Origin of the sequence: Enterobacter sp. 04-C-12-SI-ECC (genome assembly GCF_047530715.1) — a bacterium.
GTDB lineage: Bacteria > Pseudomonadota > Gammaproteobacteria > Enterobacterales > Enterobacteriaceae > Enterobacter > Enterobacter bugandensis.
Map to the genome: position 1 here is coordinate 93,015 of NZ_JBLKDI010000009.1, position 16,207 is coordinate 109,221.

Annotated in this window: 16 protein-coding genes; 9 read left to right on the top strand and 7 right to left on the bottom strand. The window is 59.5% G+C overall.

What is annotated here, in order from left to right; genetic code table 11:
• Positions 1-9: 9 nt before the first annotated feature.
• From ACMWL8_RS13920 to ACMWL8_RS13935, 4 genes are all read right to left on the bottom strand, one after another.
• On the bottom strand, positions 10-390 hold the full coding sequence (locus ACMWL8_RS13920; protein ID WP_028015364.1) for a response regulator transcription factor: 381 nt from the start codon (positions 388-390) through the stop codon (positions 10-12).
• Between the two features lie 23 nt (positions 391-413).
• Complete coding sequence (locus ACMWL8_RS13925; RefSeq protein ID WP_028015363.1) at positions 414-674, bottom strand: XapX domain-containing protein; 261 nt, start codon at positions 672-674, stop codon at positions 414-416.
• Complete coding sequence (locus tag ACMWL8_RS13930; RefSeq protein WP_028015362.1) at positions 671-892, bottom strand: DUF1427 family protein; 222 nt, start codon at positions 890-892, stop codon at positions 671-673. The genes ACMWL8_RS13925 and ACMWL8_RS13930 overlap by 4 nt, the downstream gene beginning before the upstream one ends.
• Before the next feature lie 61 nt (positions 893-953).
• Entirely contained in the window at positions 954-1,640 is a 687-nt protein-coding gene (locus ACMWL8_RS13935) for a hydrolase (RefSeq protein WP_023331928.1), read from the bottom strand.
• Positions 1,641-1,859: 219 nt separating this feature from the next.
• Here ACMWL8_RS13935 and ACMWL8_RS13940 point away from each other — a divergent pair, with 219 nt between their 5' ends.
• The 6 genes from ACMWL8_RS13940 (at position 1,860) to ACMWL8_RS13965 (ending at position 10,102) form a co-directional block, all read left to right on the top strand.
• Entirely contained in the window at positions 1,860-3,731 is a 1,872-nt protein-coding gene (locus tag ACMWL8_RS13940; protein WP_045259557.1) for an amidohydrolase, read from the top strand.
• Positions 3,731-4,138 (top strand): DoxX family protein, encoded by a 408-nt coding sequence (locus ACMWL8_RS13945; RefSeq protein ID WP_045259558.1) that lies wholly within the window; start codon positions 3,731-3,733, stop codon positions 4,136-4,138. Before ACMWL8_RS13940 ends, ACMWL8_RS13945 begins: the two co-directional genes overlap by 1 nt.
• Entirely contained in the window at positions 4,135-5,754 is a 1,620-nt protein-coding gene (locus ACMWL8_RS13950) for an MFS transporter (RefSeq protein WP_045259559.1), read from the top strand. Before ACMWL8_RS13945 ends, ACMWL8_RS13950 begins: the two co-directional genes overlap by 4 nt.
• Before the next feature lie 30 nt (positions 5,755-5,784).
• Positions 5,785-6,606: an alpha/beta fold hydrolase gene (locus tag ACMWL8_RS13955; RefSeq protein ID WP_045259560.1), complete on the top strand. Its 822-nt coding sequence runs from the start codon at positions 5,785-5,787 to the stop codon at positions 6,604-6,606.
• Positions 6,607-6,737: 131 nt separating this feature from the next.
• Entirely contained in the window at positions 6,738-8,801 is a 2,064-nt protein-coding gene (locus ACMWL8_RS13960; RefSeq protein WP_045259561.1) for an McrB family protein, read from the top strand.
• Positions 8,798-10,102, top strand: a complete 1,305-nt coding sequence (locus ACMWL8_RS13965; protein WP_032608430.1) for an McrC family protein — start codon at positions 8,798-8,800, stop codon at positions 10,100-10,102. Before ACMWL8_RS13960 ends, ACMWL8_RS13965 begins: the two co-directional genes overlap by 4 nt.
• A gap of 34 nt (positions 10,103-10,136) precedes the next feature.
• Here the strand turns inward: ACMWL8_RS13965 and ACMWL8_RS13970 are convergent, their stop codons facing one another.
• Together ACMWL8_RS13970 and ACMWL8_RS13975 are read right to left on the bottom strand one after the other, a co-directional pair.
• On the bottom strand, positions 10,137-11,531 hold the full coding sequence (locus ACMWL8_RS13970; RefSeq protein WP_414751597.1) for an MFS transporter: 1,395 nt from the start codon (positions 11,529-11,531) through the stop codon (positions 10,137-10,139).
• A 45-nt stretch (positions 11,532-11,576) separates the two neighbouring features.
• Positions 11,577-12,665 carry a cellulase family glycosylhydrolase gene (locus ACMWL8_RS13975; RefSeq protein ID WP_045259563.1) on the bottom strand — a complete coding sequence of 363 codons (1,089 nt, stop codon included), beginning with the start codon at positions 12,663-12,665 and terminating at the stop codon, positions 11,577-11,579.
• 185 nt (positions 12,666-12,850) lie between these two features.
• On the opposite strand from ACMWL8_RS13975, the gene ACMWL8_RS13980 reads away from it, so the two are divergent.
• Positions 12,851-13,858, top strand: a complete 1,008-nt coding sequence (locus tag ACMWL8_RS13980; RefSeq protein ID WP_045259564.1) for a LacI family DNA-binding transcriptional regulator — start codon at positions 12,851-12,853, stop codon at positions 13,856-13,858.
• Here ACMWL8_RS13980 and fosA read toward each other — a convergent pair.
• Positions 13,844-14,269 (bottom strand): FosA/FosA2 family fosfomycin resistance glutathione transferase, encoded by a 426-nt coding sequence (gene fosA / locus ACMWL8_RS13985; protein WP_045259565.1) that lies wholly within the window; start codon positions 14,267-14,269, stop codon positions 13,844-13,846. The genes ACMWL8_RS13980 and fosA overlap by 15 nt on opposite strands.
• Before the next feature lie 199 nt (positions 14,270-14,468).
• On the opposite strand from fosA, the gene trpS reads away from it, so the two are divergent.
• Together trpS and ACMWL8_RS13995 are read left to right on the top strand one after the other, a co-directional pair.
• Positions 14,469-15,470, top strand: a complete 1,002-nt coding sequence (gene trpS, locus ACMWL8_RS13990) for a tryptophan--tRNA ligase (protein ID WP_045259566.1) — start codon at positions 14,469-14,471, stop codon at positions 15,468-15,470.
• A gap of 251 nt (positions 15,471-15,721) precedes the next feature.
• Positions 15,722-16,204 carry a hypothetical protein gene (locus tag ACMWL8_RS13995; protein WP_045259567.1) on the top strand — a complete coding sequence of 161 codons (483 nt, stop codon included), beginning with the start codon at positions 15,722-15,724 and terminating at the stop codon, positions 16,202-16,204.
• The last annotated feature ends 3 nt before the right edge of the window (positions 16,205-16,207 follow it).

Here is a 16,207-nt window from a genome sequence, read left to right on the forward strand (position 1 = left end):
CCGCGATCCTTATCGTCGGCGGGCCAGCTCCCGCTGTATATGATCCAGCAGAATATCGATGTTAATGGGTTTACGCAAAAATGCAGCGGCGCCCAGGCTAAGAGCGTACCGCTGCATATTTTCATCAGCATGACCGGAGATAAAGATCACGGGCGGCGGGGGAACGGCCAGCAGCCGCAGCTTGTCAAACAGCTCCAGGCCGCTCATGCCCCGCAGCTTGATATCGGCGATCACCAGCGCCGCGCCGGACAGGGCGAGCGGATGGCTCAGAAACACCTCTGCCGAATCAAACGTATCGGCGGCATACCCTTCCGACTCCAGGAGATTACTCAGCCCGCTGCGGACGGAACGTTCGTCATCAATGATGGCAATGCGCCACGGCAGCGTCATGCTGTCTTTCCTCAAAAAAATCATTAAACGTCGCGATCGTCCTTCGCGGGCGCGGGGGGCGCCGTGCCGCTGATTTTCGGCACGCATTCGTGACGAAACCAGGCGAGGGTAAACGGTTCGCGACTCAGTAAACGCCGTCCCACCGGGATGAGCTGTTCACCCACCAGCATGCCAAACAGGCCAAGCAGGGCGACAACCGGCGGTGCCGGGGAATGAACGTCGAGCAGGGCGTAAATTACCCCAGCAACCACGCCGCACACCAGCGAAATTATCCATGCTCTCATGACGTCGCTCCCGTCTGCGATTTCACCTGCGGAACCGTTACCTGAGGAGGCGGCGCACCGTCGCGGGATAACAGATGGCGCGTCGCCTGTTCACCCGCCAGCATCCCCAGCAGGCCAATCAGCGCCAGCGCGGGCGGCGCGGGGGAGCGCACCTTCAGCACGGCATACATCAGGCCAATCAACACGCCTGCGGCAAGGGATATCAGCCCAGTACTCATTGTGAACTCCAGAGAAAGAGGCAGCGGCGAGCCGGATGAGGGACCAGCCCGCCAGCGGAACTTAGCGAGCCGGAACCGGCGCTAAGGTGCGGTGCTCGCTCTTCTGGCGAGACGGTGCTTTGTGCACCATGGTGTAGGCGTAATCCACGCCCATGCCGTACGCGCCGGAGTGTTCGCGCACGATATCCATCACCGCGGTGTAGGTCTCTTTACGCGCCCAGTCGCGCTGCCACTCCAGCATCACCTGCTGCCAGGTCACCGGGATCACGCCTGCCTGGATCATGCGCTGCATCGCGAAGTCGTGGGCTTCTTTGGAGGTGCCGCCGGACGCGTCCGCCACCATATAAATTTCGTAGTCGCCTTCCAGCATCGCGCACAGGGCAAAGCTGTTGTTGCACACTTCGGTCCACAGGCCGGCAACCACCACCTTCTTCTTGCCGTTAGCCTTCAGCGCGTCGCGCACCTTCTGGTCGTCCCAGGAGTTCATGGAGGTACGCTCCAGAATGTCCTGGCCCGGGAACACGTCCAGCAGCTCCGGATAGGTGTTACCGGAGAAGCTTTCGGTCTCTACGGTGGTGATGATGGTCGGGATGTTGAACACTTTGGCCGCTTTCGCCAGCGCCACGGTGTTGTTTTTCAGCACCTGGCGGTCAATCGACTGCACGCCAAACGCCATCTGTGGCTGGTGATCGATAAAGATGATCTGACAGTTCGCAGGGGTTAACACTTCGAGCTTTGAAGAGGTCATAGCATTTTCCAGTGGTTAAGGGTAGAAATCGCCGCGAGCGCCGCGACGATAAAGTCACCCTCATCCTGCGGTTTTCCGTCGCCGCGCGTAATTATCTCTTCGTATAGTTAACCTTAGGTATAGTTATACTTTGGTATACCTATCCTATTGTATAACTGGATCTTTGCCGAAACCGGTTCCCATAATCCTGACCATTCCCCCTCTCAGTCAGGAGCAGTTATGGTTACCCTCGGTAAAGCCGATCTTATTCTGGTTAACGGCCAGTTTCACACCGTCGATCGCGAGAACCCTGTCGCGGAAGCCGTTGCCGTGCGCGACGGAAAATTTCTGGAAGTGGGTACCGTCGCCGAGGTGATGCAGCACCACTGCGACGGCACTAAGGTGGTGGATTTAAAAGGCCACACCGCGATCCCCGGCCTGAACGACTCGCATCTGCACCTCATTCGCGGCGGGCTGAACTACAACCTCGAGCTGCGCTGGGAAGGCGTGCCGTCCCTGGCAGACGCCCTGCGGATGCTGAAAGAGCAGGCCCTGCGCACGCCGTCGCCCCAGTGGGTGCGCGTGGTGGGCGGCTGGAGCGAGTTCCAGTTTGCCGAGCGCCGCATGCCGACGCTGGACGAGATTAACGACGCCGCGCCGGACACCCCGGTCTTCATCCTGCACCTGTACGACCGCGCCCTGCTCAACCGCGCCGCGCTGAAGGTGGTCGGCTACACCAAGGATACGCCGAACCCGCCGGGCGGCGAGATCCAGCGCGACGCCAACGGCAACCCGACCGGGATGCTGATCGCCCGCCCGAACGCCATGATCCTCTACGCCACGCTGGCGAAAGGGCCGAAGCTGCCGCTGGAGCAGCAGGTTAACTCCACCCGTCAGTTTATGCGCGAGCTGAACCGCCTGGGGCTGACCAGCGCCATCGACGCGGGCGGCGGCTTCCAGAACTACCCGGAAGATTACGAGGTGATTGCCGAGCTGCACGAGAAAAAGCAGATGACCATCCGCATCGCCTATAATCTGTTTACCCAGCGTCCGGGCCACGAGCTGGAAGACTTTGAAAAATGGACCGACATGCTCACGCCGGGCCAGGGCAGCGACTTCTTCCGCCACAACGGCGCGGGCGAGATGCTGGTCTTCTCCGCCGCCGACTTTGAAGACTTCCTCGAGCCGCGCCCGGACCTCGCGCCGGGCATGGAGGACGAGCTGGAGCGCGTGGTGCGCCATCTGGTGGAGCACCGCTGGCCGTTCCGCCTGCACGCCACCTACAACGAATCCATCAGCCGCATGCTGGACGTGTTCGAGAAGGTGAACCGCGATATTCCGTTCAACGGCCTGCACTGGTTCTTCGACCATGCGGAAACCGTTACCCAGGCCAACATCGACCGCATCAAAGCGCTGGGCGGCGGCATTGCCGTCCAGCACCGCATGGCCTTCCAGGGGGAGTACTTTGCCGAGCGCTATGGCATCGAAGCTACCCGCCACACGCCGCCGGTGGCAAAAATGCTCGAGACCGGCGTGCCGGTGGGCTTAGGGACGGACGCCACCCGCGTGGCGAGCTACAACCCGTGGACCGCGCTCTACTGGCTGGTCTCCGGCCGCACCGTCGGCGGGATGCAGATGTACGATCACAGCGCCCGTCTGGACCGCGATACCGCCCTGATGCTCTGGACCCAGGGCAGCGCGTGGTTCTCCAGCGAGCAGAACCAGAAGGGGCAGATCAAGGTCGGCCAGCTCGCCGACCTGGCGGTGCTGAGCAAAGACTACTTCCGCGTGCCGGAAGAGGAGATCAAGGGCATCGAGTCCGTCCTGACGGTGGTCAACGGCGACATCGTCTACGCCGCAGGCACCTTCGGCCCGCTCGCGCCACCGGCCATTCCGGTCCTGCCCGAGTGGTCCCCGGTGGTGAAGGTACCGGGCCACTACCGCAGCGCGCCGCCGCAGGCTACGCGCGTGGGCATGAGTGTGGCTCACCACTGCAGCGGCCCGTGCGGGGTTCACAGCCACCAGCATGATTTCGCCCGCACGTCAGAGATGCCGGTGTCCGACGATAACGCTTTCTGGGGGGCGCTGGGCTGCAGCTGCTTTGCATTCTGATGGAAAACACTACTATGCCGCCCCGGGTCGACCTGGGGCTGTTCTTCCTGCGCCTCACCGGCAGCCTGCTGCTGCTCTACGTGCACGGCCTGCCGAAGGTGCTCCACTTCAGCGAAGAGCTGACGCGCATTGAAGATCCGTTCGGCTTCGGGCCTTACGCGAGCCTGATCCCGGCGATCGTCGCCGAGGTCATCTGCCCGCTGTTGATCATTGCGGGCGTCTACACCCGCCTGGCGTGCCTGCCGATTATCGCCGTGCTGCTGGTGGCGATGCTGGCGGTACACCCGGACTGGTCGATTGCCGAAGGGCAGTTTGGCTGGCTGCTGCTGATTATCTTCACCACTCTCGCCCTCACCGGGCCGGGCCAGTGGCGGCTGCAGCGTAAGGCAACGGAGAGGTTCGCATGACCCAGGTTAACGACGTTCGCGACGCACACGTCGAGACGGCGCCCGCGCGGGCGGTTTCGCCCTGGCAGCCGCTGAGCCAGCCGGTGTTCCGCATGCTGTGGATCGCCACGGTGGTCTCTAACGTCGGCTCATGGATGAGCGACGTCGGCATCAACTGGAGCATGCTGACCCTGAGTGCCGACCTGCTAGATATCGCGATGGTGCAGGCGGCGAGCAGCCTGCCGATGTTTCTCTTCGCCCTGCCGTCCGGGGTGATGGCGGACATCGTTGACCGGCGTAAATACCTGCTCTTCTCCCAGCTGTGGGTGTTCATCGCCGCCGCCGGGCTGACGGTGCTCTCCTTCACCGGACACGTCACCCCTACGGTTCTGCTGGTGGCGACGTTCCTGCTGAGCGTGGGCGCGGCGATGAGCTCGCCGCCGTTCCAGGCCGTGGTGCCCGATCTGGTGAGCAAGCCGGAGCTGGGTGCCGCCGTGGCGCTGAACTCGCTCGGGGTGAACATCAGCCGGGCGATTGGTCCCGCGCTGGGCGGTTTTCTGCTTTCGCTCGCCGGGCCGTGGATGGTGTTTGCCCTGAACGCGCTGTCCGTGGTGGGCGTCGCGTGGGTGCTGTGGCGCTGGCGTCCGGCCCCGTCCGTGCAGCGCCTGCCGCCGGAACACTTCTTCTCCGCGGTGCGCTCCGGTATTCGCTACGTGCACGCCGCGCCCGTGCTGCGCAACGTGCTGGTGCGCACCGTGGCCTTCTTCGTTTTCGGCAGCGCGGGCTGGGCGCTGCTGCCGCTGGTGGCGCGCCGCGAGCTGGGCTTAGGCCCGGCGGGCTACGGCGTGATGCTGGCGTGCATCGGCCTGGGGGCGATTGCCGGGGCGATCCTGCTGCCGCGCCTGCGCCAGCGGCTGAACGCCGATCGGCTGATGGTGGCCGCGAGCCTGGTTTTTGCCCTCACCATGCTGGCGCTGGCGTTCGTGCGCCACGTCTGGCTGCTCAACCTGTTTGAGTTCTTCACCGGCTTTGCGTGGATTGCGGTGCTTTCCACCCTCAACCTCGGCGCGCAGCGCAGCGCCGCCCGCTGGGTGAAGGCCCGCGCGCTGGCGGTCTACCTGACGGTGTTCTTCGGCTCGATGACCACGGGCAGCGCCATCTGGGGGCAGATCGCCTCTCAGTTTGGCACCCCGACCTCGCTGGTTGTCGCCACGCTGGGGATGGTGCTGGCAAGCGCCACGGTGTTCCGCTGGAAGCTGGAGAAAGATCCGGACCTGAACCTCGACCTGAGCGGCCAGCCGCTGGACGGCGTGGAGATTGAGCTGCCGAACGAGCGCGGCCCGGTGCTGGTGTCGCACGAGTACATCATCGACCCGCAGAACGCGAAAGCCTTCCTGGAGGCGGTACACGAGCTGCGCCGGGTGCGCCGCCGCGCCGGCGCGATGAGCTGGGCGGTGTACGAGGATATTGAGCGCCCCGGTCTGTTTATCGAGACCTTCCTGATGGGCTCGTGGATTGAGCATCTGCGCCAGCAGGAGCGCCACACCATGAATGACCTCCTGCTGCAGAGCCGCGTTCTGGCTTTTCATCAGGGCACAACATCACCGGCAATTCGCTATCTGGTCGCGCCGGTATAACCATAACCATCACCTGTACAGGAACACACTATGGCAACGTTTAAGGCAAAAGACGGCACGCAGATTTACTACAAAGACTGCGGCGCGGGCAAACCGGTTCTCTTCAGCCACGGTTGGCCGCTGGACGGCGACATGTGGGATAGCCAGTTGAACTACCTGGCGGAGCGCGGCTTCCGCGCCATCGCCTTTGACCGTCGCGGCTTTGGCCGCTCGGATCAGCCGTGGAACGGCTACGACTACGACACCTTTGCGTCCGACATTAACGACCTGATCACCACCCTGGACCTCCAGGACGTGACGCTGGTGGGCTTCTCCATGGGCGGCGGCGACGTGACCCGCTACATCAACAACTACGGCAGCGCGCGCGTGGCCGGTCTGGCGCTGCTGGGCGCGGTGACGCCGATCTTCGGTAAATCCGACTCCTTCCCGGAGGGTGTGGATCATAGCGTGTTCGACGGCATTCGCGACGGACTGCGTAAAGATCGCGCCCAGTTCATCAGCGACTTCGCGACGCCGTTCTACGGCATCAACGCCGGGCAGACCGTGTCCGCAGGCGCGCTGACCCAGACGCTGAACATCGCCCTGCTGGCGTCCCTGAAGGGCACCATCGACTGCGTGACCGCGTTCGGCGAAACCGACTTCCGCCCGGATATGGCGAAAATCGACGTGCCGACGCTGGTGATCCACGGCAGCAACGACCAGATCGTGCCGTTTGAAAGCACCGGCAAGCTGGCGGCGGAGATGATCAAAAACGCCACGCTGAAGGTGTACGACAACGCGCCGCACGGCTTCGCGCTGACCCACCAGGACCAGCTCAACGAAGATCTGCTGGCGTTTGTGAAGTCGCTGTAAGTCTGAGGGCTGACGCCAATGGCGACAGCCCCCTTATCACCTCAACCCACCTGAACAAGCAGTGACACTATTCAGATTAATCCTATAAGATACTGACCTTTACCGCCTTTACCCGACTTCCGGAGTTTGTGATGGTTCAGGATCGCACCGCGTTAGCCCCCTTCTTTAATGAGCATATCAATAACAACAGCCGATACAGCCCTAAATGGGGGCCAGCCTATCACCAGATGGTCAAACGCGTAGCGACAGAGCGGCCCGAGTTTCGTGATCAAAGCCTTATCAAGGCACTTTGGTATGAACGCTCCAACGGCGTCGCCAGCATTAAACAGGGTGGAATGTCGCAGAACGAATACAATGCGGCCCAGATTCACCTGCGGGAAATCACAACCCTGATGGCACAGGGCTGCACCCCGGCCGTATATGAAAAGGTGGTCAACAAGCTACAGGCGCTTAAGGCCAAATCCATTCTCAAGAAACAGTACTGGGCGTTGTGTCACCGGGCTTTTGCCACGCTGTACCCTGAGCGGGTTTCGAACGTGGTAAATACCAAAATGTTTTCCCGCATTTATAACTACTGTAATAACCGCTTCGGGCTTGGGCTCGCCGGGAAAGGGACGTGGTTTGAAAAAAACCTGGAGCTGAAGGCGGCTCTGAACCGCGAGCTGGGCGGCCATGTAGACCCTGTCGAACTCAATATGTCGCTGTGGCATCTCTACACGCATTTCATCAAAGATAAGAGCGATATCGGCCTGGTAGGTAGCGAGTCCTGGGCCGAAGACGACGATCAGGATACGGATGAGAGCGTGGCGGATGTTCCACTGAACGTCATTCTCTATGGCCCTCCGGGGACGGGTAAAACCTATTCCACCGTTGAGCATGCCGTCCGCGCCTGTGAACCCGCTGAGTATTCCCGCCTGCTGGATGGCCTTCAGGGCAGTGATTACCGGAACGCACTTAAAGCGCTTTATGACCGGCTGGTCTCCGAACAGCGCATCCGCTTTGTCACTTTCCACCAAAGCTTTGGTTATGAAGAGTTTATTGAAGGGCTACGCGCCGATACCACCCGTGACGGTAACGTTCGCTATGACATTAAATCCGGCGTCTTTAAGCAAATCTGTGAGGATGCGGCGTTTGGTTACGCAGGTGAACAGCTGGCGCTGAACGAGGCGCTATCAAAGTTTCAAAAAGAACTGCTGAATGGCGAAGCCGCCACGCTCAAAACGACATCAGGTAAACCGTTCGGCGTCACCTATAAAAGTGAAACGAACTTCGGCATCTTCCCTTTAAACAGCAAAAAAGGGGATCTGGGGAATGGATACAACGCCTACGTGAAGGACATCAAAGCCTGGTATCAGAACAACGGGATTGATATCCACAACGAGTCGTATGTCCGGGGTATCCTCAACTATCTTCATGATAATTATAATCTTCCCGTCACACCGAAAAAAAATGCACCGGCAAAACGCCAGAACTACGTGCTGATTGTTGACGAGATTAACCGTGGCAATATCTCCAAAATTTTCGGAGAGCTCATCACCTTAATTGAGAAATCCAAGCGCATGGGTGAACCCGAGGCCCTGAGCGTGACGCTACCCTATTCGGGCGAAAAATTCAGCGTGCCAAACAACCTGTTCCTGGTCGGCACCATGAATACCGCGGACCGTTCCCTGACCGCTCTGGACACCGCCCTGCGCCGCCGCTTCGAGTTTAAGGCCATGCTGCCGAAAGCCTCCATTCTGGAAGGCCACGTCATCAAAGGTATCGATCTCAAACGGCTACTGCAGATGCTCAATGAACGCATTGAGGCGCTGTATGATAGCGAGCACACGCTCGGGCACGCTTTTTTCATACCGGTAATTGAGACGGAGGACGATGACATTGCTTTCGCCCGTCTGCAGCGGGTGATGAAAAATAAAGTACTGCCGCTGCTGGAGGAGTACTTTTACAACGACTGGCAGAAAATTCGTCTGGTCCTTGGAGATAACCAGAAGCAGGATCCCGCCCTGTGCTTCATCCGTTCGATCAAAAACGAGGGAAATATTCAGCGGCTGTTTGGAACGGATGCATCGGACGATCTGCAGGAAGAGGGAGAGCGCTATCACCTTGCAGGCGAAGACGATCCTGTCTGGAATAATGCCATCGCCTGGCGTCAGATTTACGATGCAGGTGCGCGAGGCGCGGAGAACGACGAATGACCGGGCGGCGGCAGTGGTCCACCTTTGAATACGGTTATCTGGTCAGTAAAGAGGACAGCGGCCGGGTTAAGGACGCAGTGGAGCTTCCTCCGGCCTGTTTTGCGTGGCTGGAGCAATGCTGCCTGAACGACGATGCGGAATACGACGCGCGCCTGCTAACGCTGAAAACGGTCGGGCGCGTGAAGGTGCTGCAGGTGAAAAACTATGTCGGCGTCATTGCGCTGCCGGGAGGAGCGTTCATCGAGGTGTTGCCAAAGACCGGCCATGATAACGCCCGCGAACAGCTGATGATGATGCTGCGCACGCTGAAAACCTTCCGGCACATCGCCACAACCTCCGCCAGTATCAAAACCTCGCGCATGCCGCTGATGGATATCTTTATTCATCAATTTATCCAGAGCGTCCAGGCGGTCCTGCAGCAGGGTCTTAAGCGTGACTACCTTCGCCAGCAGGAGAATCTACCGTGGATGAAGGGAAAACTGCGGGTTTCAGCACAACTGTCGACAAATAGCGTTCGCCGGGATCGCTTTCAGGTGGAGTATGACGAGTACAGTGTTGACCGACCGGAGAACCGCATTCTCAAAACGGCCATCGATACGGTTTCGCGCCTGACCCGCAACCCTCAGCTCATCCAGCAGCTTCGCCCCTTGCAGTCGGCCTTCGAAGGTATTCCTCCCGTTGTTGATACCGCTCACGCGTTCGATCTGGTTCGCCTCGACAGGCATATGCATCACTATGAACAGGCGCTGGAGTGGGCCAAATTGATCCTACACGGGGAGTCACCACTTTGTATGCAGGGTCATGCTGATGCCATATCGCTGCTCTTTCCAATGGAAGCGGTATTTGAATCCTTTGTTGCGGCGTGGATGAGGCATCATCATCATCAACGTTACCAAATTGATACCCAAGCAAAAACACACACTCTGGCTCGCTATCACACCAGGTATATGTTTAGACTCAAGCCGGATATCTGGCTTCGCCCGTATGACACGTCGAAACATTCTTCAATTATTTGCGATACGAAATGGAAAAAGATTAAGCCTCATAAACCTGGCTTTAACATTTCGCAAAGCGATCTTTACCAGATGCTGGCCTACGGAACGAAATATCTCGATAGCCGCGGCGATATGATCCTGATCTACCCGCAGCATGACGGTTTTAGCGATGCGCTTCCCCATCCCTTCGAACTTCATAAGCCGGACAGCCATGCGCTACGTTTATGGATCGTCCCTTTTACCATCGGAACCAGTATTCAGAGCTCGATACTCCACCTCCCCGAGTCCCTGAAGCTGCGGAATTAGAAGCAGACGCCTGCAAAGCAGGCGTCTGAAGCGATTAATTGACCGATACCGGGCGGGTCAACGCCTCATCCACGATGCCATTCTGCTCGCTCCCCCGCCTGCGCTCCGCCAGCAGCCGACAAACCTCCGCATACTTCTCCTCGGTAAAGGTAAAGCGCGACATGAACCCAATCCGGATCAGCGACCCAATCGCCGGCAGCAGGCAAATCCCAAAGAACAGACCCGACAGCACGCCTTCGCTCTGAATTTGCGCCTGCGGCACGTAGCCAATCATCGTCAGAAACACGCCGATTAACCCGCCGCCCACCGCCACCGACATCTTGCCGGTAAAGGTCTGCCCGGAGAAGGTGATCGCCGCGCAGCGCTTGTTAGTGTGGTACTCCGCGTACTCGATGGTGTCGGCAATCATCGACGAGGTGAGGATGTTGGTCATCATCACGAACAGGGTGCTCAGGCCGAGCAGAATAAACAGCATCGTCACCTGCTGATAGCCGACAAACCACATCACCACGCGCACCGCCACGTCCAGCCCGCAGAGGATCATAAACAGCTTCCGCTTCTGCATCCGGCGCGTCAGCATCGGGGCGACCAGGCACAGCACCGCCGCCACAATGCCCATCACGCCAATCGCCATCTGCAGGCTGCCGTCGCCCAGGTTGTTGATAAAGAAATAGATATACAGCCCGCCCGCCACGTTGTGGAACACGCAAAAGAAGAACGACAGCAGGACGATAAACAGCGGCTTGTTCTGGCGCAGGTTGTGGAAGGTGTCGCGGATGGTCACCTTTTCCGGGCTCGGCGGTACGCGCTCTTTGATCTGCATAAAGCCGTTAAGCATCAGCGGCAGGCCCACCAGCATCATCACCAGCGCCGCCATAAAGTAGCCTTTATCGTTGCTGTACTGGGCGAAGAACGCCGCCAGCTTCGGGAAGAAGATATTGGCGCAGGCAATCCCGGCGTTCACCCCGAGCATCGCCGCCGTCACCGCGCGGGTGCGCTGGGCGGAGTCGTTGGTCATCACCGACGACATCGACCAGAACGGGATATCGGAGATGGCGTACAGCGTCCCCCACAGGATATATGTCACCCCGGCGTAGAGGATTTTGGTGGTCATGTCCGCTTCGATTTTATAAAACGACAGCAGCGTGATGCCGGTAATCAGCAGCGGCGCGATCAGCAAAAAGTGCCGAAACTTGCCGAACCGGCTGTTAATGGTGTCCATTATGCTGGCAAACAGCGGATCGTGAACCGCGTCCCACGCGCGGGCAATCAGGAAGATGGTGCTCGCCGCCAGCGCCGAGATCCCCAGCACGTCGGTGTAAAAATAGTTAATAAACGAACCCACTAAACCAAAGCTAAAACACTGACCTAAACCATAGCCAAAATAAGACCACAACTCGCGAGACGGTATTTTCATTGTCGTTGCCATAGTGCGTACCTGGTTGCCCGGCGACAGCGCGCCGGGTCGTTATTATTAGCCCTGCGGATTCGGGGCGATTTTGCGCAGCTGCTGCATCAGGGCGATTTCACGGCGCGAGAACGGAATGCCGTTCTCCTCAAACACGTCGTGGAACCAGAGGCGACAGTAGTCCGTGGACTCTTTCATCACCACCGGCCACGGCAGCCACGTCTGGGTTTTGCCGCGCACCAGCCCCCACTGATACGGCGCAACCTTTGCCATGTACATCAGCGGAAGCTGCTCTTCGATTGTGCTGCCCACGTGGCGTGCCAGCCATTCTGTGCAGAACAGCGGGCGACCGAGCTTTTGCAGCTGCTGAATCATCGCCGTCATGCGCCCCGTGTGGGTGTAGGCGTGGAAGCTCACCACGTCCGAGAGCGCCAGCGCGGTCTGGTCCAGCGGGTGCTGGAAGAACGTCTCGCCCTCCTCTTCCGGCGGGACGCGCCACGCGCAGACGGTGAGCGGCTGGGTCGGGTCTTCTTCACGCACCCACTGGAACGCCAGCTTCATCAGCGCGTGGGCGCAGGTCTCCAGCTTCGCGTCGTACTGCACCTCCTGCGTGCCCGTCGCGAAAATGCCGCGGTTGCCCGGCTCGTTATAGAGATCCCACAGCAGCACGCGCCTGTCGTCACGGAACTGGCGAACAACGTCGCGGATATAGCGTTCAATGTCTTCCCAGCAGTCGGGATCGCACACCTTATCGCGACCGGGGCTCGCCGCCGCCTGGCTGTTGTGTTTGCCCGGCACGGGCGGCTTTTGCGGGCCGAGGTACGGCTCGTCACCGGAGAAGCCGCAGTCGTCCATCAGGGTCAGCATGGTGCTGAACCCGTGATCGTCGGCAATCGTCAAAAAGCGGTCGATGCGCGCCATCAGCCCGTCGCGGTCATGCTCCCAGACGATAAACGGCAGGTTGATGCGCAGGGTGTTATAGCCCGCCTCCGCCGCCCAGCCCAGCTCGCGGTCAATGGTTGCGGCATCGAAGGTCTCTGCCTGCCAGATATCGGTCCAGTTCACCGCCGTCGACGGCAAATAGTTAAACCCGCACAGCCAGCCTTTCTGCTCATACCACGCCTGTGCCTGCTCCCTGCTCCACTGCTCTTTCATTACGCATCCTCTTACTGATAATGTTTAGCTAATAAATATTAGTTGCGGGATAAATGCGCAAATCACGGCGTTTAGAAAAGCGATGCCCCTCACAAAGTTCACGCTTCGATGAATGAGAAACGTGATCGACGGCGCTAAAGCGTGCGGTTAGGGTATGATGCGAAGTCGCGAAAGGGAGAGGACGGATGAAGCGAAAAACAAAAGTGACGATGAACGATATTGCGCGGGCGGCAGGGGTGTCGCAGGCAACGGTATCGCTGGTGCTCAACCAGTCCCGCAACATCAAGCTCAGCGACGACACCCGCCAGCGGGTGATTAGCGTCGCCACCGAGCTCGGCTACAACCGCCTCCCCGCCGTTCACGCCCCACGCAACCAGGAAGAGATCGCCCTGCTGGTCAGCTCGCTGCAGAGCTTTGACCCGTTTATCGACGCCATCAGCCAGGCGCGGGAAGCGGCGTGGCGCAACGAGACCCTGCTCACCGTCTACGACTACGGCGACGACGTGGAGCTGGCGCTGAACATTATCCGCCAGCTGGAGAAGCGCAACTGCATCGGGATTATTCTCGCCTCTCCGGTCACCACGCTGGTGGACATGACGGCGTTTCACGACTGCCCCCGCATCCCGCTGGTGCTACTCAACCAGCGAGACCCCGGCTCGCCGCTGCTGCCGTCGTTTATCCCGGACGACTACGCCAACGCATTCCAGGTGACTAAACACCTCATCGCCTGCGGGGCCACGCGCATCGCCCACATCACCGGCGAGAGCTGGATGGAGGCCTCCCGCCAGCGTCTGGCGGGCTACCGGGCGGCGCTACAGCAGGCCGGATTAGCGTGCGACGACGGCCTGGTGCGCCAGACCAACTGGCAGTTCAGCGAGTCCTTTACCGCGACCACGGCCCTGCTGGAACTGGCCGAGCGCCCGGACGCCATCTTCTGCGCCAGCGACTGGCTGGCGATTGGCTGCTATCAGGCGCTGGCGGTGAACGGCGTGCGCATTCCGCAGGACATGCTGCTGGCGGGCTACGACAACCAGAAGATCTCCGAGCAGCTCACCCCGCCGCTGACCAGTATCCAACTGCCCTACAGCGAGCTGGGACGGCTGGCGGTGGAGTACCTGTGCAATCAGGAAGATGCCGCCACGCACGTGACGCTGGCGGGCAGGCTGAAGGTGCGCGCCTCAAGCCTCGTTTGAGGTAAACACCATGCCCGCGTAGGGCTTCTCGCGACACGCCGCCAGCCGCGCGGCGAGGCTGCCCACGTGCAGCTCCAGCTTGTGCCCGTCCGGGTCGAGAAAGTAGAACGATTCCCCCTCGCTTTTGTTCTGCTTCCAGACGGTGACGCCCGCCTGCTCAAGCCTTTGCGAGAACGGTTCAAAATCCGCTTCCGCCACGGTAAACGCGTAGTGGGTATAGTCGCTCTCCTGCGGCGGCACGTACCGGCGCGCCTCGTCGTACGACAGGCAGACCCACAGTTCGCCGCAGGTGAGATAGGCCCCGGTATTCCAACGGGCATGCAGCGCTAGTCCCAGCAGCTCGTGCCAGAAGGTGACGCTTTTTTGCAGGTCGCTGACCGCGAGGGTCAGGTGGTTGAGTGATTGCAGCATGACGTGCCCTTTTGTTTTTCGCGCCGGACGTGGTACGGTAAAGAGATGAACATAAACCAAGCCGTCCTCACCGTAAACCGCTGGTGGCTGCCTTCTTAAAGGCGGCACGGAGTAGTTTTCCCCATTTTCAGATAGCCGCCGAAAGGCGGCTTTCACTTTTCTAAGACCCCTTTCGGCATTACAACGTTAAGGAGTCTTTATGAACGCACCCACCATCCTCACCGGCGATCGCCCAACCGGCCCGCTGCACCTCGGCCACTTTGTCGGATCGCTGCGCCAGCGCGTGGCGCTCCAGCACACACACAACCAGTTTGTGCTGATTGCCGACCTTCAGGGGCTGACCGACAACGGCAGCAACCCGCAAAAAATTCGCGACAACATCCCCGAAGTGCTGGCCGACTACCTCGCCGCCGGCATCGATCCGAACCTGACCACGATCTGCCTCCAGTCCGCCCTGCCCGCCCTCGCCGAGCTGACGATGCTGTACATGAACATCGTCACCGTCGCCCGCGTGGAGCGTAACCCGACGGTGAAAAACGAGATTGCGCAGAAGGGCTTCGCCCGCTCGCTGCCGGTCGGGTTTATGGCCTACCCCATCAGCCAGGCGGCGGACATCACCGCGTTTAAGGCCGAGTGCGTGCCCGTCGGCGACGACCAGCTGCCGATGATTGAGCAGACCAACGAGATTGTGCACAAGATGAACAGCCTGCTGCCCGCCCCGGTGCTGCGCCACTGCAAGGCGATGCTGAGCGACACCAGCCGCCTGCCCGGCATCGACGGCAGCGCCAAGATGTCGAAATCGCTGGGCAACACGCTGCACCTTTCGGCCAGCGAAGAGACCATTCATCGTGCGGTCAGCGCGATGTACACCGACCCGAACCACCTGAAGGTGAGCGACCCGGGGCAGATTGAGGGGAACGTGGTGTTTACTTACCTCGACGCGTTTCATCCGGACAAGGAGAAAGTGGCGGCGATGAAGGCGCACTATCAGGCGGGCGGGCTGGGTGACCGGGTATGTAAGAACGAACTGGAGGCGTGTTTGCAGGAACTGATTGCACCGATGCGGGAGCGGCGGACGATGTATATGCAGGACAAGGGGGAGTTGATGGCGATGCTGAAGCACGGGACCGAACGGGCGCAGGGGGTGACGCAGGAGACGTTGAGGGAGGTGAAGGTTGGGCTGGGGGTGCCGGTGTTTTGAAATAACGTCATGCAGCGTATGTATTCAAATATTACATGCGCTGCATAATATTATTTATCGGCAACTCAGAGAGTATTACATTTTTAATTAACAGGAACCATTACAGCCCCTGGATTAGAATATGACTGATATCAATCTGGATATTTATTTCGGATTTTAGCCCGGTTTATTAACCACTTTATGTATATTCGCCATACAGTCTAAAACCTAGCATTGCTGCATTTACTCTTCTGCCCCTACAAGGAATTGTCATGCAGCTTTATACCAATGAATTTACCGCTGAGTTAAAAGCGGAAATAGATCGTTCACCGTTTTCCGATGAAGAACTGGCCGCCATGCCCGAGGACGCGCGCGCCATCATTGCCGAACAGGAAGCCTTTCATCGACAACATCCCGTCACCGCCATCTGGCGGATCGCCACGGCTGGCAGCCAGACCCGACTGGGCGGCGTTGTTCTTCCCGTCGATCGTGAAGCCACAATGCTCATGGACGATGGGAGTTACACCAGCGTGATTGTCGAAGGAGACTGTGTGGCCTATCCGGATGGAACGCTCGCCACGATTATGACCTCAGCTGGCGAAGCGTTTTCCTGGAGACGTCAGGGCGTTGCGCTGGTTGGCAGCCTGCTTGATAACGATGACGAGATTATCAGCACACCGCTAGGCAGTACTTATCTGGTCACCCGCGAAGGTATTCCACCTCATGAGGACTTCTTAACCTGGCCCGGAGAATAGGAC